Raw genomic sequence first — 25,090 nt, 5'->3', positions numbered from 1 at the left:
ATAATTAATTAAAATCTACTAATAAAAATTAGCAAAAACCGTTAAAAACAAAACAATTTACGTCAGTAATATATTTTTATAAAATTTTATATAAAACAAAAATAATTATTTAGAATAATTATAAATAATTATTTTTTAACAAAAAAATACCATTCTCATGGAATGGTATTTAATTATTTATAAATCAATTACTTCAATTTCTTCTTCACAGCAACCTCTTCATACACTTCAAGAATATCATTTTGCTCGATGTCGTTGTAACCTTTAAGGTTTAGTCCGCATTCGTAGCCTTTCGTAACTTCTTTTACGTCGTCTTTGAAACGCTTTAAACTTTCAAGTTCACCGTCGAATTTCACGATACCATCTCTTAGTAATCTTACTTTCGATTGTCTTGTTACTTTTCCGGTAAGAACCATACAACCTGCGATAGTTCCGACTTTTGAAATTTTGAATACCTCACGGATTTCAACATTACCAATAACCTGCTCCTGAATCTCCGGAGAAAGCATTCCCTCCATCGCTTCTTTCACTTCATCGATAGCTTTATAGATTACAGAATACGTTCTGATTTCGATTTCTTCACGGTCTGCAAGATCTTTGGCGTTTGCTCCGGCTCTTACATTAAATCCGATAATAATCGCATCTGAAGCTGCCGCCAAGTTGATATCAGATTCAGTAATCTGTCCTACACCTGAGTGAAGAATATTGATACTGATTTCTTCTGTTGATAATCTTTGTAACTGATCAGAAAGTGCTTCCACAGAACCATCCACGTCACCTTTAAGGATAATGTTTAATTCTTTGAAATCACCTAAAGCAATACGTCTACCCAATTCTTCAAGGGTTGTATGTTTCTTAGTTCTGATAGAAAGTTCTCTTTGTAACTGCTCTCTCTTGTTAGCGATTGTTTTACCTTCACTTTCGTCAGCATAAACTCTGAATTTATCACCTGCTGTTGGCGCTCCGTCAAGACCTAGAATCGTTGCCGGAATTGAAGGACCTGCTTCTTCAAGGTTTTTCCCTCTTTCATCAAGCAAAGCTTTTACTTTACCGTGATTCTTACCTGCCACTACATAGTCTCCCACTTTTAAAGTTCCGGTCTGTACCAACATCGTTGCAACATAACCTCTACCTTTATCTAAGGAAGCTTCAATAACAACACCTTGTGCAGAACGTGCCGGATTAGCTTTCAGCTCAAGCATTTCTGCCTGAAGCAATACTTTCTCTAACAGGACATCCATATTGTTACCCATCTTAGCTGAAATTTCTTGCGCCTGAACATTTCCACCCCATTCTTCAACCAAAATATTCATTGCTGAAAGCTGTTGACGGATATTGTCTGGGTTTGCATTTGGCTTATCTACCTTGTTGATTGCAATAATCATTGGTACACCTGCAGCTTGTGCGTGAGAAATCGCTTCTTTCGTCTGAGGCATTACATCATCATCCGCAGCAATAACAATAATTGCAATATCGGTAACCTGTGCACCTCTTGCTCTCATCGCCGTAAAGGCTTCGTGACCTGGTGTATCTAGGAATGTAATTCTCTGACCATTTTCCAATTTCACATTGTAAGCTCCGATGTGCTGGGTAATTCCACCAGATTCACCTGCAATAACGTTAGTTTTTCTGATGTAATCCAATAATGAAGTTTTACCGTGGTCAACGTGCCCCATTACCGTTACGATCGGTGCTCTTGAAACAAGGCTTTCTTCTGTATCGATATCATCTTCAGAATCTGTATCTTCAAGATCAGCATCTGAGAATTCAATTTTAAATCCAAATTCATCAGCTACCAATAACAATGTATCAGCTTCTAATCTTTGGTTCATGGTAACCATTACTCCTAAAGAGAAACACGCAGAGATTACTTCTGTAGGAGAAACATTCATTAAGCTTGCCAATTCACCAACTGTGATGAATTCGGTCACTTTTAATGTTCTGTCTGCAGCATCAATTTCTTGCTGACGCTCGTCTTGCTCTCTACGGTAACTTCTTTTGTCTTTTCTGTGTTTAGAAGATTTAGACTTACCTCCTTTATTTGTAAGTTTTTCAAGGGTTTCCTTGATTTGGTTTTTAACCTGCTCATCGGTTAACTCAACAGGCATAGTTCTCTGTCCTGGTCTGTTGTTTCCGAAACGGTTTCCACCACCTTGTCCACCCGGACGGTTTTGTCCGCCTTGTCCTGGTGGCCTGTTTCCAACTGGGCCACCCGGACGGTTTTGACCACCTTGTCCCGGAGGTCTGTTTCCTTGAGGGCCACCTTGTCCTGGAGGACGATTTCCACCTGGGCCATTTTGACCTTGAGGACGATTTTGTCCACCTTGATTATTTCCGCCTTGTTGGTTATTCCCAGTATTCTGGTTAGGACCACCCGGTTTTTCAATTCTTTTTCTCTTCTTTTTAGCTCCTGAGTTTGGTTTTGGCGCAAATTGAGTTAAGTCAATTTTTTCACCAACGATCTTAGGACCATCAAGCTTTTGATAAACAGTTTCTATTTTCTGAGGTTCCTGAGATTCCTCATTAGTAGATTCAGGCTTTTTTTCTTCCACTTTAGCGACAGGCTTTTCAGCCGGTTTTGGTGTTTCTTTAACAGGCTCGGCAGGTTTTGCTTCTGCTTTTGCCACTTCTGTTTTAGGTTTATCTTTTTTTGCAGGTCTGTTTCTGTTTCCTTCTATTTGAGAAAGATCAATTTTATCCAAAACCTTGAATTCTTGTTTTTCAGGAGTTGCTTTTACTTCAGAAACCGGTGCAACTTCTTCTTTAGCAGCTTTTACCTCTTCTTTTATCTCCTTCACTTCTACTTTCTCTTCTTTCTTTTCCTCTACAGGCGCAGCTGGTGCAGGAGTTGGTTCTTCTGCAACAGATTCAGCTTTTTTAGGTTCAAGATCAATTTTACCTAAAATTCTGGTTTCTGGTTTTGTATTAGCTTTAGCTCTTATTACTTCAGGTGCTTTCTTTTCTTCCATTTCCAGTTTTTCTTCCGGAACTTTAGAAATAACCACCTCATGGGAAGCTTTACGTTGCTCGCCGTCTTTGGCAAACTCAGCTTCCAATGCAGAATATGCCGCTTCTTCTAATTGAGCGTTAGGATTGTTTTCAACCACAATATCCTTAGACTGTAAAAACTCTACCAGCCTAGACATCGATATGTTAAATTCCTTAACCGCTTTATTTAATCTTATTTTTGGCATCTATATTATTTACTGTTTTTTTTTTAATTCTTAAAATTAAAGTATTCTTTTTTACTGTTTATTAAAATTTATTTCTAAATATTAATCTTCAAATTCTTCTTTCAAAATACGCTTCACATCGTCAATGGTTTCCTCTTCTAAGTCTACCATATTCAAAAGACTTGCCGTATCTTTATCCAAGACAGATTTTGCAGTTGTAAGACCTACTTTCTTAAACTCATCCAAAATCCACTGTTCAATATCGTCATTGAATTCTCTCAAGTCTACATCATCATCTTCGCTAGCCTCTCTGAACACGTCGATCTCGTACCCGGAAAGCCAAGAAGCCAATCTGATGTTTTGCCCTTGCTTACCTATTACTTTAGAAATCTCTTCAACCGGAGTATAAACCAATGCATAGTTTGTCTCTTCGTTGATGTCAATTTTATTGATGGTAACATTTCCTAAAGCTCTCTTCACCATAATCTCAGGGTTTTTTGACCACTGGATTACATCTATATTTTCGTTTCTTAATTCTCTTACAACACCGTGAATTCTAGAACCTTTCACCCCAACGCAAGCTCCTACAGGATCTATTCTGTCGTCGTAAGCGTCAACTGCTATTTTCGCTTTTTCACCAGGAATTCTCACCGCTTTTTTAAGGATGATTGTTCCGTCCTGAATTTCAGGAATTTCTAATTCTAATAACTTCTCTAAAAATTTCGGAGCCGTTCTTGAAATGATAATTTGAGGTTTTGAACCTTTAAAATCAACCGTTTCAACGATTGCTCTGATATTTTCTCCTTTTTTGAAGAAGTCTGATGGAATTTGGTTTTCTTTAGGCAAGATAAATTCGTTTCCTTCATCATCCAACAAGATCACGTGTTTGTGACGGATGTGGTGAATTTCTCCAATTACAATTTCCCCGATTCTGTCTCTGAACTGATCATATAACATTGCATTGTTATGCTCCTGCAATTTTGTTGCTAAAATCTGCTTCAGCGTCAAAATATTTCTTCTTCCTAACTGTGCTACCGGAATTTCCATGGTAAAATCTTCACCAACTTCAAAAGTTGGATCTATTTTTTTAGCTTCAGTGATTTCAATTTCTAGATCATCATCTTCAGACATTTCGTCTTCAACGATGGTTTTATTTAAGAAAATCTGAAAGTCACCTTTATCAGGGTTTACAATTACATCAAAATGATCATCAGAATCAAATCTTTTTCTCAACAAAGTTTTTAGAGAATCTTCAATGATCGCCATAAGATCGATTTTACTGATCCCCTTTTCGTCTTTAAAATCACCAAAGGATTCAATCAACGCTATATTATCCATTTATCTTTTTTTTCTTTTAAAATTTAAGTACTACCAAAGCTTTTTTTATGTCAGAGTAAGGAATTTCTTTTTCCTCCTCTACGTCTACTTTACCTTTACCTACTTCTTTCGGTTTGCGGTAACGCAGTACAAGAGTGATTTTCTCTTCGTCTACTTTTGCAAGCTCACCCTCGATTTCTGAAGAATCATTTAATAAAACTTCGATCTCTCTTCCGATATTTTTATGAAACTGTCTTGGGATTGAAAGCGGCTCGCTTAATCCTGCAGACATTACCTGCAGACTGAAATCGTGCTCTTCACGATCCATATTAAATTCTATTGCGCGGCTTGCATCTAAACAATCCTGCACAGAAACACCATTATCACCGTCTAAGATCACTGTAATATCGTCTCCTGCGGAAAACTTCAAATCAATAAGAAACAGATCTTCTCTCGTCTGAAGGAAATCATTTAATAATGTTTCAATATTTTTTCTAAACTCCATATAATATATAATCCTGATTTAACAGTACGAAAAAAGGCTTTCTCTTAGAAGCCTTTCCATTTTTTCCGTTAATCTCCTGCAAAGATATGACAATTTTATAAAATACACAAATACACTTCATAATCAATAGAATAAGAATTCATACTAAATATAGCGTTATTATACATCCATAAATCGCTATTACAAACTTCTACTGATCCGTAGCCTTTAATAAGTTATCGTTATTAAAAAAAGACCGTGAAACAATTTTTAGTATTTTTGTCAGGAATTTATATAAAACATACATTTTGAATATAACGATAGTAGGAACAGGCTATGTAGGTTTGGTTACAGGAACTACCCTTGCAGAACTTGGCAATTCGGTTTATTGTGTTGACATTGATGAAAAAAAAGTAGAGGGGATGAAAAATGGCATCGTGCCTATTTACGAGCCCAATCTTGAAGAAATGTTTCTTAGAAATATTCAATCTGAAAGATTATTTTTCACAACGAATCTTAAAGAAGCTTTAGACAAAAGTGAAGTTGTTTATCTTGCTCTTCCCACTCCACCCGGAGAAGACGGTTCGGCAGATTTATCTTACGTTTTGAAAGTTGCCAACAATATTGGCGAACTCATGACTGAATATAAAGTTGTCGTTAATAAAAGCACCGTTCCTGTAGGAACAGCCGACAAAGTAAGAGAAACCATTGCTGCGAAGACAACCATTGATTTTGATGTGGTTTCAAATCCTGAGTTTTTACGTGAGGGCTTTGCAGTGGAAGACTCTATGAACCCAGCGAGAGTAGTTGTAGGATCGAGCTCCGAAAAGGCTAAAGAAATCATGGCAAAAATTTATCAGCCATTTACTAATACCGGGATTCCTATTATTTTTATGGATGAGAAGTCTTCAGAGCTTACAAAATATGCATCCAACTCATTCTTAGCTGTAAAAATTACGTTTATGAATGAAATTGCCAATTACTGTGAAAAAGTAGGCGCAGATGTAGATAAAGTAAGATTGGGAATGGGAAGTGACGACAGAATCGGTCACCGTTTCTTGTTTCCTGGAATAGGTTACGGCGGAAGTTGTTTCCCTAAAGACGTTAAAGCTTTAATAAAATCTGGTAAAGACGATGATTTTAACTTCCAGATATTGGAAGCGACAGAAAATGTCAATATTTCACAAAAAGTAATTTTGGTTTCTGAAATTGAAAAATATTTCGAAGGAAATCTTGAAGGCAAAACGATCGCAATGTGGGGATTGGCTTTTAAAGCAAATACAGACGACATTAGAGAAGCCTCTTCATTAGATAACATCAATCTACTTCTTCAAAAAGGAGCAAAAATTGTTGCTTACGATCTTATTGCTGAAGAAAATGTAAGAAAATTATTAGGGGACAAAATATCTTATGCAAAAACAATGTATGACGCTTTAGAAAAAGCAGATGCATTATTTATTGCTACTGAATGGCCAGAATTCAAAAATCCTAACTTTGAAATGATGGCTAAAAAAATGAATAATAAAGCTATTTTTGACGGAAGAAATATGTATCCGCTGGAAGTTCCTGAACAAAATGGCTTCTATTATAAGAGTATCGGAAGAAAAACTATTCAATAAAAACCAAGGAAAAAGTAAAAAGACTCAAATATAAAAGAATACCAAAAGCTAAAAACTTTGGTTAAACGCATATTATCAATATGAAAAACATCATCATCACCGGCGGAGCAGGATTTATTGGTTCACACGTTGTAAGGGAATTTGTAAAAAATAATCCGGATTCTACGATCATCAATTTGGATGCTTTAACGTATGCCGGAAATCTTGAGAACTTAAAAGATATCGAAAATGAGCCTAATTATGTTTTCGAGAAAGCAGATATCACAAAACCAGAAGAACTAAGAAAGGTTTTTGAAAAATATAATCCGGATGCAGTGATACATTTAGCTGCTGAAAGTCATGTAGACAGAAGCATTACAGATCCGATGGCCTTTATTAATACCAACGTAAACGGAACTGCCAATCTTTTGAATCTTTGCAAAGAATTCTGGACTTTAAACCCAGATCACACTCACGGAAGATTCCCCAATGAAAAAAGAACAAATCTTTTCTATCATGTTTCTACTGATGAAGTTTACGGGAGTTTAGGTGAAACAGGATTTTTTTTAGAAACCACTTCTTATGATCCGCAATCTCCTTATTCGGCTTCAAAAGCTGCTTCAGACCATTTAGTAAGAGCGTATGGAAACACCTATGGAATGCCATTTATTGTTTCCAACTGTTCAAACAATTACGGACCGAATCATTTTCCAGAGAAATTGATTCCGCTTTGTATTTCGAATATTATTAATGAAAAACCGTTACCAATCTACGGTGACGGAAAGTATACAAGAGACTGGCTATTCGTAATCGATCATGCAAAAGCAATTCATCAGATTTTTAATGATGCTAAAACAGGAGAAACTTACAATATCGGAGGCTTCAACGAATGGCAGAATATCGATTTGGTAAAAGAATTGATCAAACAAATGGATGAAAAGCTTGGAAATCCGGCTGGTCATTCTGAAAAACTGATCACTTATGTAAAAGACAGACCAGGTCACGACAAACGCTATGCAATTGATGCTACAAAACTGAGCAATGAGCTGGGCTGGAAACCTTCTGTAACTTTCGAACAAGGATTAGGAAAAACAATCGACTGGTTTTTGGAAAATAAAGAATGGCTTGAAAACGTAACCAGCGGAGATTACCAGAAATATTACGAAAAGCAATATAATTAAAACACACAAGATGAAAGGTATTATTTTAGCCGGAGGTTCCGGAACAAGACTTTACCCTCTTACCATTGCTGTAAGCAAGCAACTGATGCCAGTTTATGATAAACCGATGATTTATTATCCTCTTTCTACGTTGCTTTTAGCTGGGATTAAGGATATTCTGATTATCACAACTCCTCATGACCAAGCAGGATTTATCAAGCTTTTGGGTGACGGTTCACAAATTGGCTGTAATATCGAATATGTGGTACAACCAAGTCCGGATGGTCTTGCACAGGCTTTTATTCTTGGAGATCAATTTGTTGGTGAAGATTCTGTGGCTTTGGTTTTAGGAGACAATATTTTTTACGGTTCAGAAATGGGAACTTTGCTGAAAAATAAAACAAATCCGGATGGAGGTGTCGTTTTCGCGTATCATGTTTCAGATCCCGAAAGATATGGTGTAGTAGAATTTGACAATGACTTTAAAGCCGTTTCTATCGAAGAAAAACCCTTAAAACCAAAATCAAATTATGCAGTTCCTGGATTATATTTTTATGATAACGAAGTTGTAGAAATTGCCAAAAACATTCAGCCTTCCCCAAGAGGCGAGTTAGAAATCACCGATGTAAATAATGTTTATCTAAGTAAAGGAAAACTGGAAGTGGGTGTTTTAGACAGAGGCACAGCATGGCTTGATACCGGAACTTTTGATTCTCTAAATGATGCTTCAGAATTTGTAAGCGTTATCGAAAAAAGACAAGGTTTCAAAATTGGATGTATTGAAGAAATTGCTTTCAGAAACGGATTCATCAACGAAGAAAAACTTCTGGAAACAGCCACCAAATATGGTAAAAGCGGATATGGTGAATACCTGAAAAAGCTTGTGACTAAATAAAAAATAACATAAAATATACAAAGCTATTGGTTTGAGATCAGTAGCTTTTTTGTTTAAAGAAATAATTATTAATATATTAGCTCTGCTTTTGCCTGAACAAGACGAGAAATTCAACATTCAGCAAACTGAAAATCAATTAATTATTTTAAATTTGTAAAAATTCCCACAAATGAGTGAACCACAACAAAAGTGGACCGACGTAATTGAGTCTAAACATTCTTTATTCCAACTTAATTTAAAAGAAGTATGGCAATATCGTGACTTGGTTTTTATGTTTGTAAAGAGAGATTTTATTTCCTCTTTTAAACAGACTATTTTAGGTCCGCTCTGGTTTTTCATCAACCCTATTTTAACTACTATAGTTTTTACTCTTGTTTTCGGAGGCATTGCTAATTTACCAACAGATGGCATTCCTCCAATATTGTTTTATTTAGCAGGAAATACTCTTTGGGGCTATTTCAGCACTACTATGCTTAGCGTTTCTAATGTTTTCACAGGAAATGCAGGTATTTTTGGAAAAGTATACTTTCCAAGATTAGCAACTCCTATCTCAACCATAATATCGAGTTTTATGCGATTAAGTATACAATTGATATTATTTTTTATTGTACTGGGATACTACATTTATTTAGGACAGGTACATCCGAATTATTGGGCATTTTTCTTTCCTGTTTTGGTTATCTTTCTTGCATTATTTTCATTAGGATTAGGAATGATATTTTCTTCACTAACCACAAAATATCGAGATCTATCACTACTACTAGGCTTTGGTGTTAGTTTATTTATGTGGTTTACACCTGTTATTTTACCTACATCTCTTGTAAAACAAAAATTAGGAAACTATGGTTTTCTTGCGGACTTAAATCCTTTAACACCAATCTTTGAATGCTTCAAATTTGGATTTATAGGATCTGGAGATTTCAATATGGCTAGATTGCTAACAAGTTTTGTTTTTATCATTTTAGTTTTGCTGTTAGGAATTATCATCTTCAACAAATCTGAAAAATCTTTCATAGATACTGTATAAAACTTTACAAATCAAGTAATAAATTAATTAACAAAAATCAAAATATGCTTGCTTTAAAAGCTGAAAACATATCAAAACAATATCGCCTGGGGCAAGTAGGAACAGGGACGTTAACTCATGACTTAAACCGATTTTGGCATACAGTGCGAGGAAAAGAAGACCCCTATCTAAAAATTGGAGAAGCAAATGACAGAAGTTCTAAAGGCTTTTCAGATTACGTCTGGTCTTTACGTGATATTAATTTTGAAATTGAAGAAGGTAATGCAGTAGGAATTATCGGGAGAAATGGTGCAGGAAAATCTACTCTGCTTAAGTTATTGAGTAAGGTAACAAAACCTACCACCGGAAAAATATATACAAATGGGAGGATTGCATCACTCTTAGAAGTGGGAACAGGCTTTCACCCCGAAATGACAGGCCGAGAAAATGTATTTCTGAACGGTGCCATCTTGGGCATGACTCGTAAAGAAATCACAAGAAAATTCGATGAAATTGTAGATTTCTCAGGAGTTGAAAGATATATTGATACTCCCGTAAAAAGATATTCTTCGGGAATGTATGTCCGTTTGGCATTTGCTGTTGCAGCGCACTTAGAGTCCGAAATCCTTATTGTAGATGAGGTTTTAGCCGTTGGAGATGCTGAATTTCAGAAAAAATGTCTTGGTAAAATGGGCGATGTAACCAAGGGAGAAGGAAGAACGGTGCTTTTTGTAAGCCATGATCTTAATGCTATATCTCAAATTTGTAATACTGGGATTCTGCTTAATAAGGGATTAGTTGAGTACATAGGATCAGCACGTGAAACAATTTCTACATATCTGAATTTTGACAATGATGACGTTGTTTATTTTAATCCTGATCACGGTAATAAAGATATGTTCATCAAAGAAATCCAGGTTACTAAATCCGATGGTACCGTAAGTAAAGAATATCTGTATAATGAACCAATTACTTTTAAATTTGTTATCGGAATAGAAGAATACATTAAGAATACAAGTTTTTTCGTAACAATTTTAGATTCTAAAAAAAGGAGTGTGTTTTCATGTGAATCTACTATTGTTAACGAAACGATGACTTTAACCATCGAACCCAATATTTTAGTGAGAGGGAAATACTCTATAAATGCATTTATTAATCTGCCAAAAATACGACAGCTGGATCTCGCAGAAGATGTTTGTAAATTTACCGTAATAGATCCAGATTCATACCTTTCTAAACATGGTGAATACGATTACGGAAATGTATTTGGTAACTACAAATGGAAATAAATATATGTTAAAAAAAATAAAACGAGTTTTCGACTTACTTAGACTAGAATTACACCAGTTTAAAATGAAGCATGTTGAAAATCTCAAAACAGGTATAAGTCCTTTTGAGAGACAAAGAATAAATAATCTTCCTAAGCTGAAAGCTGGTATTGCTACTATATTTGAGATGCCTTTTCATTATTCGGACAAAGATGGATTTCTCCATTCTTTGGATGAAATCTTTGAACAAGAAACTTATAAATTTTTTTCAGAAAAAGAAAGCCCACTAATTATTGATTGTGGTGCCAATATTGGATTAAGCACTTACTATTTTATTCGACAATTTCCAAACTCAAAAATTATTGCCTTTGAACCAGACAAAGAGATATTTAAGCTTTTGGAAAACAATGTTAAATCATTTCCCAATCATCAAAACATAGAAATTCATAATACCGCAGTTTGGACAGAAGATACACAACTTAAATTTTATTCTGAAGGATCACTTGCTGGCTCACTTTCGCTTGACGTGGCAAAGAAAAATAATTTTGATACTGTAGAGGCTGTAGATCTGAAAAAATATTTACAAAACGAAGTAGATTTTCTTAAAATTGATATTGAAGGTGCAGAGAACACATTAATATTTGATATTAAAAATAATTTAAAAAATGTAAAATTGCTTTTCTTAGAATATCACGGCATTGTAAACCAACCACAAAATCTTGGAGATATTCTCAACCTATTACATAACGCTGGATTCGAATATTACATAAGACTAGCTGCTGACACTTTAAATTTTCCATTTTGTAATGAAAAGAACACTACGTTTAATCAACAGCTAAATATTTTTTGTTATCGGAATATTTAATATTTACTCATGCTATCAATAATAATATCTTCATATAAAACAGCTAATTTTAAAGCTTTAAAAGAGAATATAGATAAAACCTGTGGGATTGTTTATGAAATTATTAAAATTGATAATCCCGGGCTTATGGGAATAACAGAAGCGTATAACTTAGGAGCAAAAAAAGCAAAATATAATTTTTTTTTATTTTTACATGAAGATATAATCTTTCACACAGATAATTGGGGAGAAAAACTAATTTCCCATCATCATATTAATAATCTCGGAGTAATAGGAATTGCAGGTGGAACTTACATTCCTAGTGTACCTAGTGGCTGGTTTACCAATATGAATTATGCTTTAATTAATATTCTACAAAGAGAATACGATACAACCTTACGTAACGTTAAGACTTTTACACAAAAAGCTCATAAAGCAATTGCTATTGATGGTGTTTTTATAAGTATTAGTAAAGACAATTTTTATAATTATAGCTTTGACGAGAAACTTAAAGGCTATCACGGATATGATACAGAATTGAGCTTAAGGGTTGCTAAAAAACATCAAAACTATGTAGTTTCAGACATTTTGATTGAACATTTTTCTCCAGGCAATCCAGACAAATTATGGTTTATAAACAATATGTATATCCGCAAAAAACATCGTTATAATTTTAATGTAAAAAATGATGAGAAAACTGAAATGCTTCTTTACAAAGCTTTTACAAAAACATTTTTTACACATTACAAGAAGTCGTTTACAAACTATTTCACAGTTCTCCAATTTTTACCTATATCAAGAGTAAAGCTAGTTAATTGCTTAAAACTAATAAAATTCACACTTTATTCGAATGATTAAACTTGCAATTATTATTCCCTACTATAAAATAGATTTTTTTGAAAAGACTATAAAATCTGTTGCTGAACAAACCAACAAAAATTTTGTTTTGTATATAGGAAATGACGCAAGTCCCGAAGCTCCTCTGCCAATCATTGAAAAATATTTTACTCCTAATGAATATCAATATTTTGGGTATAAAGAAAATATTGGCGGAAAAAACCTGGCACTTCAGTGGGAGAGAATACTTGAAAATGTGCATGAGGAATGGTTTGAGGTCTTGGGTGACGATGATGTCATGGCTCCGAACTTTGTAGAAGAATTTTACAACTCGATCCAATACTGTAATGATCAAAATATCCATTGCATAAAAACAGTACACCATCATATTGATGAATATGGTAATCTTATAAGAACTAACGATTATAATGTAGATTCAATAGAAGCTTATCAATTGTTTATAAATAAATATTGTGGTGTGGCTAGTAGCAGTTTATCAGAAAATATTTTTAAGACCAAGATGTATCGGAAATATGGTTTTGAAAAGATTCCTTTAGCGTGGGGAAGTGATGATTTAGCCATTCTTACTTTTTCTGATTACGGCACAATATACTACAATCGTGCAACTTATATAAAAGTAAGACTATCAAATCTCAGTATTTCGGGATCTGAGAATCTTAATAAAAATAAGGATGACGCTTACAATATATTGAGAGAAAAATTTATTTTACATCATTCAAAAATGTTTCCTTCAGAATTTGTAGGAAAAGTCATTAAGCAATATTTAGAGTATTGCTATATGACCAGACAAGACGCCAAATATTCTGTCGCAACTTATTTCCTCAAAAATTTTAGTATCCTGAATTTTTTTAAAACCTTAAAAAAAATATATTATATCAATTCTCTTTGAAACCATAATAGATTCATGAAATAATAAGTTAACTTTTGGCTGTTAGAATCACTTATTTACCATAACAGCAATAGCAGCCAAAAGCTATATATTGTCCTGTGTTGCTACATCAAAAACATTGTATAAGATAACAGTTATCACATCATCTACAAGATTTTTAATATCTTTGTTTTTAAAAGCACAAAACACGACAATATCTGATAATACAAAAATATTTGTCATTCTACAGGATGAAAAGCTTTTTTAAAAAATTTATTCTGGAATCTGAGAAGTCATAATGAAAAAATCTACAGAATTTATTCGAATCGCAAAGGCGGCAAAAAAATATCTTAGTATACGATTCTTAAGACAGATAATGTTCCCCAAAACAATACCTGTAGTTATTGTAAATTTTAATCAACTAAAAACACTCAAAGAGCTTATTAACTTTTTAATTGAAAGAGAATTTTCTAAAATTTATATTGTAGATAATCACTCCACTTACGAGCCTCTTTTAAACTATTACGAAGAAATCAAAGAGAGAGTTGAAGTTATCCTGTTGGCTAAAAACGAGGGACATATGGTCTTTTTTGAAAACAAAAATTTATTCAACAGACTTGGCAAAGGAAGTTTTTTTATACTTACCGACCCTGATATTATACCCAATAGAAAGCTTCCAAAAAACTTTATGAGAATCTTGGTTAAAAATTTATTAAAATATGACGAATGGGTCACAAAAGCAGGTTTTGCTCTCGACATTTTAAATATTCCTGATTATTATCCTGCTAAAAATAAAGTTACAGCGTGGGAACAGAGATTTTGGCAAAACGAAGTAGAAAAGGATATATTTCTAACCAGACTAGATACCACTTTTGCATTATACAAACCCATATCTTTTGAAGAATACCAAAAGAATGATAATCATTTTAAAGCACTCAGAATAGGAGGAAATTTTACTTGCCACCACATGGGATGGCATATCGATTACTCTAACCTTACTGACGAACAAAAGTATTACAGAACACATGCATCTGACTCAAGTTCTTGGATAATAGATGATACCGGACAAACAAAAGAAAGAACGTATTAAAATAAATTACCCTAAATTAGTTAGTAGATACCAATTTTGTAAAGGCAAGATATCAGTCAATTATATGAATAAAGTTTCCGTTATTGTTCTTACTTATAATCAAGAAAAATTTATTGAAAAAAATTTGCGGGGAATTTTTGCGCAGAAAGTAAATTTTCCTGTTGAGCTTATTATTTCTGATGATTGCTCAACCGATCAAACGGTAACGGTTATCAATAATTTCATCAAAAATAAACCTTCTCACATTGAAATCAAATTGATAGCCCATAAAAAGAACTTAGGTTCAACGCCTAATTTTTTTAATGCTCTACAAAAATCCACAGGAAAATATCTGGCTTTTTGTGAAGGTGATGATTATTGGACTGACGACAATAAACTGCAGATACAGCATGATTTTTTAGAAAGCAACAAAGACTATTCAATGTGTTTTCATCAGGTAAAAAATATCTCTTCTGATCCCTTAATTAATGACACCATATTTGCCAAAGTAGAAGACAGAGACTACTCACCTTTTGAGATTTTCCGACATTGGATTGTGCATACTACTTCTGTATTTATGGATGCAAAAGTTTTACAAAACACAGCAGTACAGACACTTTTCAGACATCCTGAGTTATTATATTTTGACACTTTTCTATATATGGCTTGTTCTTTAAACGGAAAAATTCGGGGTTCACATTTGACGATGTCTGCTTATCTGCGACACGAAGAAGGCATATCTAACGGCATTAACTATAAAAGAGATTTACGCCATAATCATCTTGATGAAATTATTGCAGAGACTTATGATGGAAAAGTAAAAGAATATGCCAACTGGCAAATTTTCTCAAGAAGCAGAATAGCATTTTTTGATCTTTTAAAACAAGGAAAGATCAACTTGGCATTTCAGCATCTAAAATGGATTTTCAAAAAGAAAGGAAACCTGAGAATATATCTAATCAAAAAATATGCTTAAAAAGTTGTTTTCCTTATCTATTTCCGGGCACAGAATCGTCGGGCTGGATATTCTGAGAACAGTAGCTATTTTACTGGTTATGATTTCTCATAGCAAAATATATCTGTCTCAAGATATTCAAAATTTTTTATCATTTTTTTTAATTGATGGCGTTGCAGTTTTCTTTGTATTGAGCGGCTTTTTGATCGGCAGAATAATGATTAAAGTATTTACTGAAGAAACTTCTTTTAAGCAAATATTCAATTTTTGGGCAAGAAGGTGGCTAAGGACACTTCCAAATTATTATTTCATTTTATTGATTTTAATTGGTCTTGAAGGTTTAGTCAATGAAAAAAATATAACTTCCGACCTTTTTACATATTCTTTTTTTCTTCAAAACTTATACTATCCTATTGAAAAGTTCTTCCCTGAGTCGTGGAGTCTTACTGTAGAAGAATGGTTTTACCTGATTTGTCCTTTATTGTTTTTCTTCATCCATTTGTTCTTAGTAAAAAACAAAAAAATAACTTTTCTGATCAGTATTATTTTGATTATACTATTTGCAAATATTGTAAGAATATATTACTATTTCAATCTTGAAACAAAAAATTATTTTATATACGATCGGTATTTTCTGCGACAAGTCATAACCCGAATTGATGCCATTATTTATGGAGTTCTATCTGCCTGGATCTATGTATATTACCCCAATATATTTAATAAGTACAGAAATATAAACTTCATTATAGGCTGTATAGCAGTATTACTTATTCACAATTTTGAATCACAATACCAACCGTTTCAATATCTGCTCTCCTTTACATTAGCGGCGATAGCCATTATGATCACCTTGCCATTTTTAAACAATATTAAAAATATAAAAATTAAAAGCTTACAGAATATAATCATCCATATATCGTTGATTTCGTACTCTATGTACTTAATTAATCTCTCATTAGTCAATTTTTGGATCTTACCTTTATTCAAAATAAAAACAGATATTATAAATTTTTTCTTATTTTGGGCTATCACGATTGTAATCTCCACCATTCTTTATAAGAGATTAGAATTACCTTTTTTAACATTGAGAGACAAAATACTAAAATGAAGATAGGATTCTACAGCGTAGTGCCATTGGATGACAAAAAAAACTGGTCTGGGACTATGTTTAAGATGTATGAGCAACTCCTCATTCAAGGATATGAAGTGGTTTGGATTCCAAAAGTTCATTTTACTGAAAAAGAAGAGAAAAAATTTAAGCTCATTGAAAGATGGTTCAATAAAATTTTCAACAGAGGTTATAATCGTCATTTATTCATTTACAAGGCAAAAATTGCAGCGAGGCGGTTGGAGAAAAATTTGAAAGAGTTCAAAGTAGATGTTATTTTTAATCCGACCCATGTCAATGACTTTGCATACTTAAAAACCGACCTTCCAATTGTTTATCTAAATGATGCAAATGTTGCACAGCTCCTTAATTATTATCATTATTATTCCGGTTTTGGAATTTTATCTAAAATAGAAACGAAATATTTAGAAAAGAAAACACTAAAAAACTCATCATACACTGTGTTTTCATCAGATTGGGCAAGCAATTTTGCGGTAGATTTTTATGGAATCGATAAGGAAAAAGTAAAAACCATAAAGTTTGGAGCCAACATCATCGTACCCGAAAAAATTGATCTTAATAAAAGTACAGAGGAATTCACATTTCTTTTTCTGGCTGTAGACTGGATCAGAAAAAGAGGAACACTTGCCTACGAAAGTTTAAAAATTTTGAGAGAAAAAGGTTACCCTGTAAAGATGCTGATTGTAGGCTGCAATCCTGAAATAAAAGATGATTGGGTAACTGTAATTCCTTTTCTTAATAAAAATAATCCGGATGAATTTAGAGAGATACAAAATCATTTGCTCAGTTCCCACTTCTTATTTGTACCCACAAAAGCAGACTGTACGCCTATTGCATTCTGTGAAGCCGCTGGATATGGTCTGCCTGTAATTTCTACAGATACGGGCGGAGTTTCCGCTCACGTTATTGAAGGCTATAATGGATGTCTTCTTTCTGAAGATGCAAATGAAGAGGATTATGCCAATACAATCGAAAAACTTATAAAGTCGCCCCAAACTATAATAGAATATTCTCAAAATGCGCGTAAACTTTATGAGAAGGAGCTTAATTGGGAAAATTGGGGGTATGAGTTTTCAAAAATTTTAAAACAGCTATGACAGAGTTGACAATTTTTACCCCAACGTATAATCGGGCGTATATTCTTCCACAACTTTTTGATTCGCTTTTGGCACAATCAAACAAGAATTTTGAATGGTTGATTGTTGATGACGGATCTTCTGATAATACGCAAGAAATAATACAAAACTTTGAGAGCAAAGCAAATTTTAAAATAATATACATTTATCAGGAAAATCAGGGCAAGCATGTTGCGATTAATACGGCATTAAAAAACATAAAAACACCTTATTTTACCACCATCGATAGCGATGATTTTTTACAAGATGATGGCTTACAATTAATAGAAAACAAACTGTCATTAATCAGCCAAAATCCAGGCATTATCGGAATAGCATCTCCAATAAATATTTTGAATAGTAATCGCTCTAAAAAGCAAATACCTACAGATATTGTGGTGACAACCAACGAACTTAAATTTAAACATCATTTTAATGGAGAACTCACCCTTATTTTTAAAACATATTTAGCAAAAAAATTTGAATATCCAGTTTTTGAAGGTGAAAAATTCATGCTTGAATCTGTTGTTTTTGATAAAATGGATGATGAATATAAATTTTTATATATTGCCGATTCTATTGTAAATGCTGAATACAGACCAGACGGACTTACCTTTCAAGGCAAAAAAATACTCCTGAATAGCCCACTTGGGGCTGCATTAGCTTACAAAGAGAAAATGAATAATAAGCAACTTTCTTTACCATATCGAAAAAATTTTGCTAAAAACTATTGGGATTATGAAAGTCTAAATAATAAAAATTTTATTTCAAAATTGAGAAAAATTCAAAGTTTAGAAGTGAAAATTTACATGATTATTTATTTTATAAATCGAATTTTAGGAAAAAAACAAACATGATCCCAAAAAAAATACATTACTGCTGGTTTGGCGGAAAACCAAAACCGGATTCTTTTTTTATATGTTTAGATTCTTGGAAGAAAAACCTTCCAGATTACGAAATCATTGAATGGAATGAAACCAATTTTGACATCAATTGCTGCGAGTATGTTCGTTTAGCTGCTGAACAAAAAAAATGGGCTTTTGTATCAGATTATTCAAGAGCTTTAGCCTTGTTTGAGCACGGCGGAATCTACATGGATATTGATGTAGAAGTAAAATTTTCTTTAGACGAATTTCTCATTCACCGTGCATTTTCAGGATTTGAAATTAAAGGATCTCCATTCACCGCACTTTGGGGTACAGAAGCTGGACATCCATGGCCAAAGAAAGTTTTAGATTTTTACAATAAAAAAACAGATTTTGACCTTACTACCAATACTGTTTTCGTATCAGATCTTTTGGTGAAAGAATACAAAATTGATGCAGCAAGAGATGAATATCAGGAGTTGGAAGATGGAATTGTGATCTATCCTTCCACTCATTTTTGTCTGGATCTTCCAAAAAATTATGCGAGTCACCACTTTGTTGGAACCTGGCATGAAAGAGACACCCCAAACCCCTTTAAAGATTTTGTACATGCTTATTTTCATGTAAAGAATGTAGCTAAAATCAAAGAAGGAAAAAAAGAAATTCATAACGTCATCAACAACATGAAAATGATTTCTCCAGATGAGATTCTTGATCAGTTTCCATTAAGAATGTTGGTGAAATATATTATTAAAAGGTTACGTCGTAAGTTTTAATGATTGAACTAAAAATAATTCTTAAATTGTGAAAATAGTACTCAAGTTGTTTATCTAAAGTATATTGAAATTTAATTTCAACCACGAATTTACAAAAACATATGCCTCTCAATTCTTATCTTTTTATATGCTGTCAATAATTGTATCATCATATCAACCGCACTTTTATTCAGACTTGAAATCTAACATTGCTGAAACCTGCGGAATTCCTTATGAAATTATTAAAATACATAATCCTGGAACTATGGGAATTTGCCAAGCTTATAATTTGGGAGCAAAGCAGGCAAAATTCAGCAACTTATTATTTATTCATGAAGATATTCTTTTTGTAAATAAAGGTTGGGGAGAAAAATTAGTAGAAACTCTCCAAACACCAGACTGTGGAATTGTAGGAGTTGCAGGAGGAAATTATTATTCACATATCCCCGCAACCTGGTCTAATAAAGGATATAATTCTGTAAATTTCATACAGGTTGTTTCTCAGATTGAGCAATACCATAGCAACTTTGGAAAGAAAAGTGAGCGTAAAAAAGTAAAAGGGATTGATGGCGTCTTATTAGCATGTAAAAAGAATATTTTTGATGAGTTTAAATTTAATGAGGACATAAGAGGTTACCATGGATATGATTTAATTTTTTCATTAAGTGTAGCAAAAAAATACACAAATTATATCACCAATGAAATATTAATAAAACACTTTTCGTCCGGTAATTTCTCAAAAGAGTGGTTTGAGAACATATTAAAAGTTCGTGAGATTATTGGTACATTTCAAGATCAAAAGACAGATCAAAAAGTAGAAAGGGAAAATTTTTATAAGTTTATTTTTTATCTCAAAAATTTTAACTATAGTCAAAAAGATTCTTTTAAAATTGCAATTAAGTATATTAACCTCAAAAAATTTGGCGTTATTAATAGTTTAAAGATGATTTATCAATTAAGGCATTTAGTTTATTGATTTTTAAATAATAAACAGTCAATTTTATTATAAACTACTTCACTTAATGAATCATTTCGCTATAGCCTAAGTTATTACTATTTTTAAAACATATATGATGAACGAGAAAATTGCAATTATATACGGAACGAGACCAGAATTCCTGAAGATATTCCCCATCATCAATGAATTCAGAAAACGCAATGAAGACATCTGCATTGTAAATACAGGTCAACACGATACGCTGCTTACAGAAATGGAAAACAGCTTCGGCATTATTCCACATCATAGACTTTCTGTACAGTCGTTGTCATTTACCAGCTCTAATCTGATTGCTAAACTGATCGACGAAATTTCTAAACTCATCCATAAAGAAAATATTCAGAAAATAATTGCACAGGGTGATACATTCACTGTTTTAGCCTCATCAATGGTTGCTTTTCTTGAGCAGAGAAAATTTTATCACATTGAGGCCGGATTGAGAACATCAGATATCAAACTTCCTTTTCCTGAAGAATTCAACAGACGTGTTGTTTCATTAACAGCGAATGTAAATTTCGCTCCCACAGAATTGGCGAAGCAAAACCTTTTGAAAGAAAACATTTCAGAGACAAACATCTCTTTGGTTGGCAATACCATTGTTGATATGATCGAGTATGTGATCGAAAAAGAAAATATTTTGGTCGAATATCAGGATTTTGTTTTTATTACGGCTCACAGGCGAGAAAACATTGGTCAACCTTTGAAAAATATTGCTCAGGCAATCAAAGAGCTCGCTGAAGAAAATCCGGAGACCCAATTTGACTGGGCATTGCACCCAAACCCGAATACCCGAAGAATTATTTTGGATATATTTGATAAGCAAATACCCAAAAACATCAACTTTACTGAGCCTCTTTCTTATCTTGATGCACTTAGAAAAATGGCTAAAGCCAAACTTATAATTTCAGATTCCGGCGGAATACAGGAAGAAGCGCCAAGTTTACAGAAAAGAATATTAATTTTAAGAGAAGAAACCGAAAGGCCGGAAGTAGTTACCTGTAATTGCGGTATTTTGGTAGGGTCTGATATTGAAAAAATTAAAACTCATTTTAATTTAATATATCATAACCAGCAGGAATATATATTTGAAAGTGATAATAATCCTTTTGGAGACGGCAAAGCTTCAGAAAAAATTGTAAAAGAAATATTGGTATGATTGTAGGCAATGGTCTTATTGCGTCACTATTTGTGGATAATGACGATGAGAATATAATTTTTTTTGCGTCGGGAGTCTCCAATTCTTTAGAAACAAGAGTTGAAGAATTTTTACGTGAGGAAAACCTGATCAAGAATACCATTTCAGAAAATACAGACAAGGTATTTGTATATTTTTCTACCTGCAGTATTTATGATTCTTCAAAGACTGGCAGCGATTACGTTCTTCACAAGCTAAAAATGGAACAGCTGATCAAAAAATCTTGCCCGCAATTTCTTATTTTGAGAGTAAGCAATGCTGTCGGCAAAGGCGGAAACCCCAATCTTCTGATGAATTATATAGTGAAAGCTGTGAAAAATGATGAAGCTATTAATGTTCACACTCAAGCAACGCGCAACCTCATCGACGTTGATGATATAAGAAATGTTACCTTTGATCTTCTTAAGCAACAATCTTTAAATAAAATTATCAATGTCGCTTATAGTAAAAACTATTCAATTCTTGAGATTCTAGAGATTGTAGAAAAGTTTTATAATAAAAAAGTAAACATCAATCTTTTAAAAAGCGGATCCGGATATGACATTAATATTCCCGAAATAGAGCAATACTTTATTGAGACTAATCAAGCCGGCAAAGAGATTTATCTTTATAATATTCTTCAAAAATATTTTTATTAAGTTTTTATATACAACTGTATTTAGAATTAAGATCAAACACAAAATCATACAAAAAATGAACAAACTGGCCTTCGTAATTCCGTATTATAAAATAGATTTTTTTGAAGAGACTTTACAATCGCTAGAGAATCAAACAAATAAAAATTTTAATATTTATATAGGTAATGACAAAAGTCCGAATGATCCTGCTGGTATTATTTCCCGATATGCACATCTGAATATTACCTATCAAGCTTTTGATTCTAATCTGGGTACTAAAGACCTGGAAGGGCAATGGATCAGGTGCATTGATTTATCAAAAAATGAGGAATGGATATGTATTTTGGGAGATGATGACTGTCCGAAGGAAAATTTTGTTGAAGAATTTTATAATGTGCTGCCAACAGTCGATGAAAAAGGCATTAATGTTATCAAAGCAGCAATAACTTCAATAGATTCTCACTCGAATCTGAGAGGTGCAGATCTCCTTCATCCGGAATATGATACCTCTATCAATACATTTTGGAGAGACCGAAATAACCAGACGCATACAAGTATAAGTGAGAATATATTTAGAAGAAGTTGTTATGAAAAAATTGGTTTTAGAGGTTTCCCTTTGGCTTGGGGAACCCCCTTGGTGGCCTGGATGGATTATACAGAGGGAGGTCTTATTTATGGTATGAATAATACACAAATGTGTGTAAGATCTTCGGAAATCAACCTCACCAGAGTTAATTCTTTTAGAGACCAGAAAGATGTTGGTGAAGCCATGGTATATGAAATTGTTTTTTCAGATTATTATGATAAATTCAATGATGCACAACGTTTATTTTTATTAAAAAAATACCATGCAGTTCTTCATTATTACAAACTAAAAAACAAACTTCCATCGTCAATCTTTTATCTATACGGTAAATACGGAGGTGTAAAGTCAAAACTGTTTTATATTCTTCGAGAAATTAAATGGAAATTCTCAAAATAATTTAGTGACGCTCCTCCATCCAAATTCCCAATACCAAAAGAGACCAGTGCTTATAATTATATTGTAAACTTTTCTGAACCTGCTGAAAATCTAGTTTGAGGAAAATTTTTGAGGCTGGATTTCTTAAGATTTTTGATGAAAGTTCTTCCATTGCCGGAATTTTCAACCATTTTTCTACTGGAGCACCAAATCCTTGCTTTCGCTTATTTAGAATATTATCTGTTAATAATTCACCGAAAGCTTTCCTTAAGATAATTTTGGTCTGTTCAGTATTTACTTTATATTTTGCAGGTAGAGCAGCACAGAATTCGACCAAATCTCTATCTAAAAAAGGAGTTCGCAATTCGATCGAATGCATCATCGCAATCCGGTCATCTTTCACCATATAATCTCCCGGAATAATATTGGTGAGATCCATTTTCATTGGAGTATTAAGATTGGTTTTATCTAACGGAAAATCATATAAATGTTCATATTCTGAATGTGATTTTAAAAGCAAAGCAGTCTCTTTTTTGGTAAAATTACTATGTACTTTTTCCTTTTGGTAAGCCACAATATCCGGAAATTTTGCCCTGAAAACTTTATCGAGAAAATAATCCTGTCCTTTTCTAAAACCTATTTTTTCACTAACAGTAGACCCTATTTTATAAAAAGTCAGAAAATTTGGATTCGCCCTTCCTTTGTCAAGAATTTCTTTTTCTTTCTGGTACCATTTGTATCCGCCAAAAAGCTCGTCACCAGCATTTCCGGTAATTACAACAGTCATGTTTTTTGCAGCTTCCTCACAAATGGTATATGTTGCCAAAATTGCAGTATCTGCAAGCGGTTCATCTAGTTTTTTTAAAACTTCTACCAATAAATTGGTGATTTCTTCATCTTTAATGGAGACTTCTTTGTGATTGGTATTATATTTTTGGGAAATACTTCTTGCTTCCGGCATTTCATTCCATTCACCTTGATACTCAAATCCCAAAGTGGTAAGATTTGAATTATATCTGGATGACAATGCAACCAAAGTTCCGGAATCTAATCCACCACTTAAAAAAGCGCCTACTTTTACATCAGCAATCAATTGCTTCTCTACCGATTTATCTACTAGCCTTTTAAATTTTTGTATAGCATCATTTTCTGTAATATTTAATTCTTCTTCGGGCAAATTCCAATATTGAGAAATTTCAATTTCCCCATTTTTATAGACTAATTGTGAAGCAGGTGGCAAAACTTTAATATTTTTATAAATACTTTGATGACCATTTATGTATGAATGGCGCAAAAAATGAGAAACGGCTTCATCATTCAGCTCTTTATCTACTAAACCTGTTGCGAGAATAGCCTTAATTTCAGAGGCGAAAATAAATTCACCATTTTTTCCTGTTGCATAATAAAATGGTTTTTCTCCAAAGCGATCTCTTACACAAAAAAGCTGTTGTTTTTCTTCATCCCAAATTGCAACAGAAAACATTCCGTTTAAATGTTTTGGAAGTTCAGAACCATATTTTTGATACAATGCAAGAATAACTTCTGTGTCTGTATTGCTTTTGAAAGTATATTCAGAAATCTCTTTTTTTAAGTCACGATAACCGTAAATTTCTCCGTTGAAAACGATGCATTCATTCTTCGTGTCTGAATACATCGGCTGGTGTCCGTCTTTCGAAAGATCAACAATCGCTAAACGTCTGAAACCTAAAAAACAGTTTTGAAAATACTCATGACCTTCATCATCCGGACCACGATGAATAATAGAATCGGTCATGTTTTTCAGACCTCTTTTATAAAAATCATCGTTTAAAATATTTTTTTTTACAATACCTGCAATTCCGCACATAGATCATTAATATATGACAAATTTAAAACTTATTTATTGAACATTTGTGAGCGTCAAAGTTTTACACAAGTTAGATCTTAAAGTTTCAATCATTTTAATAAAAATTAATTTCAG

At 33.1% G+C, this 25,090-nt stretch carries 22 protein-coding genes; 18 read left to right on the top strand and 4 right to left on the bottom strand.

Going from position 1 to position 25,090, the window contains the following annotated elements; translation table 11 throughout:
- Nucleotides 1-188: 188 nt before the first annotated feature.
- From infB to rimP, 3 genes are all read right to left on the bottom strand, one after another.
- A complete protein-coding gene (gene infB / locus EG358_RS03160) occupies nt 189-3,194 on the bottom strand; it encodes a translation initiation factor IF-2 (RefSeq protein ID WP_076557352.1) in 3,006 nt (1,001 codons plus the stop codon).
- A gap of 81 nt (nt 3,195-3,275) precedes the next feature.
- Complete coding sequence (nusA, locus tag EG358_RS03155; RefSeq protein WP_076557350.1) at nt 3,276-4,511, bottom strand: transcription termination factor NusA; 1,236 nt, start codon at nt 4,509-4,511, stop codon at nt 3,276-3,278.
- A gap of 16 nt (nt 4,512-4,527) precedes the next feature.
- Entirely contained in the window at nt 4,528-4,995 is a 468-nt protein-coding gene (rimP, locus tag EG358_RS03150) for a ribosome assembly cofactor RimP (protein ID WP_076557348.1), read from the bottom strand.
- Between the two features lie 287 nt (nt 4,996-5,282).
- Between rimP and EG358_RS03145 the strand changes: the two genes are divergently transcribed.
- The 18 genes from EG358_RS03145 to EG358_RS03060 all read left to right on the top strand — a co-directional run bounded on the left by EG358_RS03145 (nt 5,283) and on the right by EG358_RS03060 (nt 23,151).
- Nucleotides 5,283-6,593 carry a UDP-glucose dehydrogenase family protein gene (locus EG358_RS03145; protein ID WP_076557346.1) on the top strand — a complete coding sequence of 437 codons (1,311 nt, stop codon included), beginning with the start codon at nt 5,283-5,285 and terminating at the stop codon, nt 6,591-6,593.
- An 80-nt stretch (nt 6,594-6,673) separates the two neighbouring features.
- Nucleotides 6,674-7,753: a dTDP-glucose 4,6-dehydratase gene (rfbB, locus tag EG358_RS03140; protein ID WP_076557343.1), complete on the top strand. Its 1,080-nt coding sequence runs from the start codon at nt 6,674-6,676 to the stop codon at nt 7,751-7,753.
- Nucleotides 7,754-7,763: 10 nt separating this feature from the next.
- Nucleotides 7,764-8,627, top strand: a complete 864-nt coding sequence (gene rfbA / locus EG358_RS03135; protein WP_076557341.1) for a glucose-1-phosphate thymidylyltransferase RfbA — start codon at nt 7,764-7,766, stop codon at nt 8,625-8,627.
- A 169-nt stretch (nt 8,628-8,796) separates the two neighbouring features.
- A complete protein-coding gene (locus EG358_RS03130) occupies nt 8,797-9,654 on the top strand; it encodes an ABC transporter permease (RefSeq protein WP_076557339.1) in 858 nt (285 codons plus the stop codon).
- A gap of 44 nt (nt 9,655-9,698) precedes the next feature.
- Complete coding sequence (locus EG358_RS03125) at nt 9,699-10,922, top strand: ABC transporter ATP-binding protein (protein ID WP_076557338.1); 1,224 nt, start codon at nt 9,699-9,701, stop codon at nt 10,920-10,922.
- Between the two features lie 64 nt (nt 10,923-10,986).
- The gene (locus EG358_RS03120; protein WP_159436348.1) at nt 10,987-11,766 is read left to right on the top strand and encodes an FkbM family methyltransferase; all 780 of its coding nucleotides are present in this window, start codon (nt 10,987-10,989) and stop codon (nt 11,764-11,766) included.
- A 9-nt stretch (nt 11,767-11,775) separates the two neighbouring features.
- Nucleotides 11,776-12,603 (top strand): glycosyltransferase, encoded by an 828-nt coding sequence (locus EG358_RS03115; RefSeq protein ID WP_076557333.1) that lies wholly within the window; start codon nt 11,776-11,778, stop codon nt 12,601-12,603.
- Nucleotides 12,596-13,492, top strand: a complete 897-nt coding sequence (locus EG358_RS03110; protein ID WP_076557325.1) for a glycosyltransferase family A protein — start codon at nt 12,596-12,598, stop codon at nt 13,490-13,492. Before EG358_RS03115 ends, EG358_RS03110 begins: the two co-directional genes overlap by 8 nt.
- A gap of 277 nt (nt 13,493-13,769) precedes the next feature.
- Complete coding sequence (locus tag EG358_RS03105; RefSeq protein ID WP_076557323.1) at nt 13,770-14,561, top strand: glycosyltransferase; 792 nt, start codon at nt 13,770-13,772, stop codon at nt 14,559-14,561.
- Between the two features lie 64 nt (nt 14,562-14,625).
- Nucleotides 14,626-15,516, top strand: coding sequence for a glycosyltransferase (locus EG358_RS03100; protein ID WP_076557321.1), 891 nt, complete (start codon nt 14,626-14,628; stop codon nt 15,514-15,516).
- Entirely contained in the window at nt 15,509-16,603 is a 1,095-nt protein-coding gene (locus EG358_RS19990; RefSeq protein ID WP_076557320.1) for an acyltransferase family protein, read from the top strand. Before EG358_RS03100 ends, EG358_RS19990 begins: the two co-directional genes overlap by 8 nt.
- On the top strand, nt 16,600-17,721 hold the full coding sequence (locus tag EG358_RS03090; RefSeq protein WP_076557319.1) for a glycosyltransferase family 4 protein: 1,122 nt from the start codon (nt 16,600-16,602) through the stop codon (nt 17,719-17,721). The genes EG358_RS19990 and EG358_RS03090 overlap by 4 nt, the downstream gene beginning before the upstream one ends.
- Complete coding sequence (locus EG358_RS03085) at nt 17,718-18,596, top strand: glycosyltransferase family A protein (protein ID WP_076557318.1); 879 nt, start codon at nt 17,718-17,720, stop codon at nt 18,594-18,596. Before EG358_RS03090 ends, EG358_RS03085 begins: the two co-directional genes overlap by 4 nt.
- The gene (locus EG358_RS03080) at nt 18,593-19,381 is read left to right on the top strand and encodes a glycosyltransferase family 32 protein (RefSeq protein ID WP_076557317.1); all 789 of its coding nucleotides are present in this window, start codon (nt 18,593-18,595) and stop codon (nt 19,379-19,381) included. The genes EG358_RS03085 and EG358_RS03080 overlap by 4 nt, the downstream gene beginning before the upstream one ends.
- A 127-nt stretch (nt 19,382-19,508) precedes the next feature.
- A complete protein-coding gene (locus EG358_RS03075) occupies nt 19,509-20,336 on the top strand; it encodes a glycosyltransferase (RefSeq protein ID WP_076557315.1) in 828 nt (275 codons plus the stop codon).
- Nucleotides 20,337-20,430: 94 nt separating this feature from the next.
- Nucleotides 20,431-21,513 carry a non-hydrolyzing UDP-N-acetylglucosamine 2-epimerase gene (gene wecB, locus EG358_RS03070; RefSeq protein WP_083676963.1) on the top strand — a complete coding sequence of 361 codons (1,083 nt, stop codon included), beginning with the start codon at nt 20,431-20,433 and terminating at the stop codon, nt 21,511-21,513.
- Nucleotides 21,510-22,190 (top strand): NAD-dependent epimerase/dehydratase family protein, encoded by a 681-nt coding sequence (locus EG358_RS03065; protein ID WP_076557310.1) that lies wholly within the window; start codon nt 21,510-21,512, stop codon nt 22,188-22,190. The genes wecB and EG358_RS03065 overlap by 4 nt, the downstream gene beginning before the upstream one ends.
- A 55-nt stretch (nt 22,191-22,245) precedes the next feature.
- Nucleotides 22,246-23,151, top strand: a complete 906-nt coding sequence (locus tag EG358_RS03060) for a glycosyltransferase family 2 protein (protein WP_076557308.1) — start codon at nt 22,246-22,248, stop codon at nt 23,149-23,151.
- Between the two features lies 1 nt (nt 23,152).
- On the opposite strand, the gene asnB is transcribed toward EG358_RS03060, so the two are convergent.
- Nucleotides 23,153-24,976 carry an asparagine synthase (glutamine-hydrolyzing) gene (gene asnB, locus EG358_RS03055; RefSeq protein WP_076557306.1) on the bottom strand — a complete coding sequence of 608 codons (1,824 nt, stop codon included), beginning with the start codon at nt 24,974-24,976 and terminating at the stop codon, nt 23,153-23,155.
- Between the last annotated feature and the right edge of the window lie 114 nt (nt 24,977-25,090).

Origin of the sequence: Chryseobacterium indoltheticum, from assembly GCF_003815915.1 — a bacterium.
Lineage (GTDB): Bacteria > Bacteroidota > Bacteroidia > Flavobacteriales > Weeksellaceae > Chryseobacterium > Chryseobacterium indoltheticum.
The sequence above is the reverse complement of the archived record's forward strand: the minus strand, read 5'-3'. Positions and strand labels throughout refer to the sequence as shown.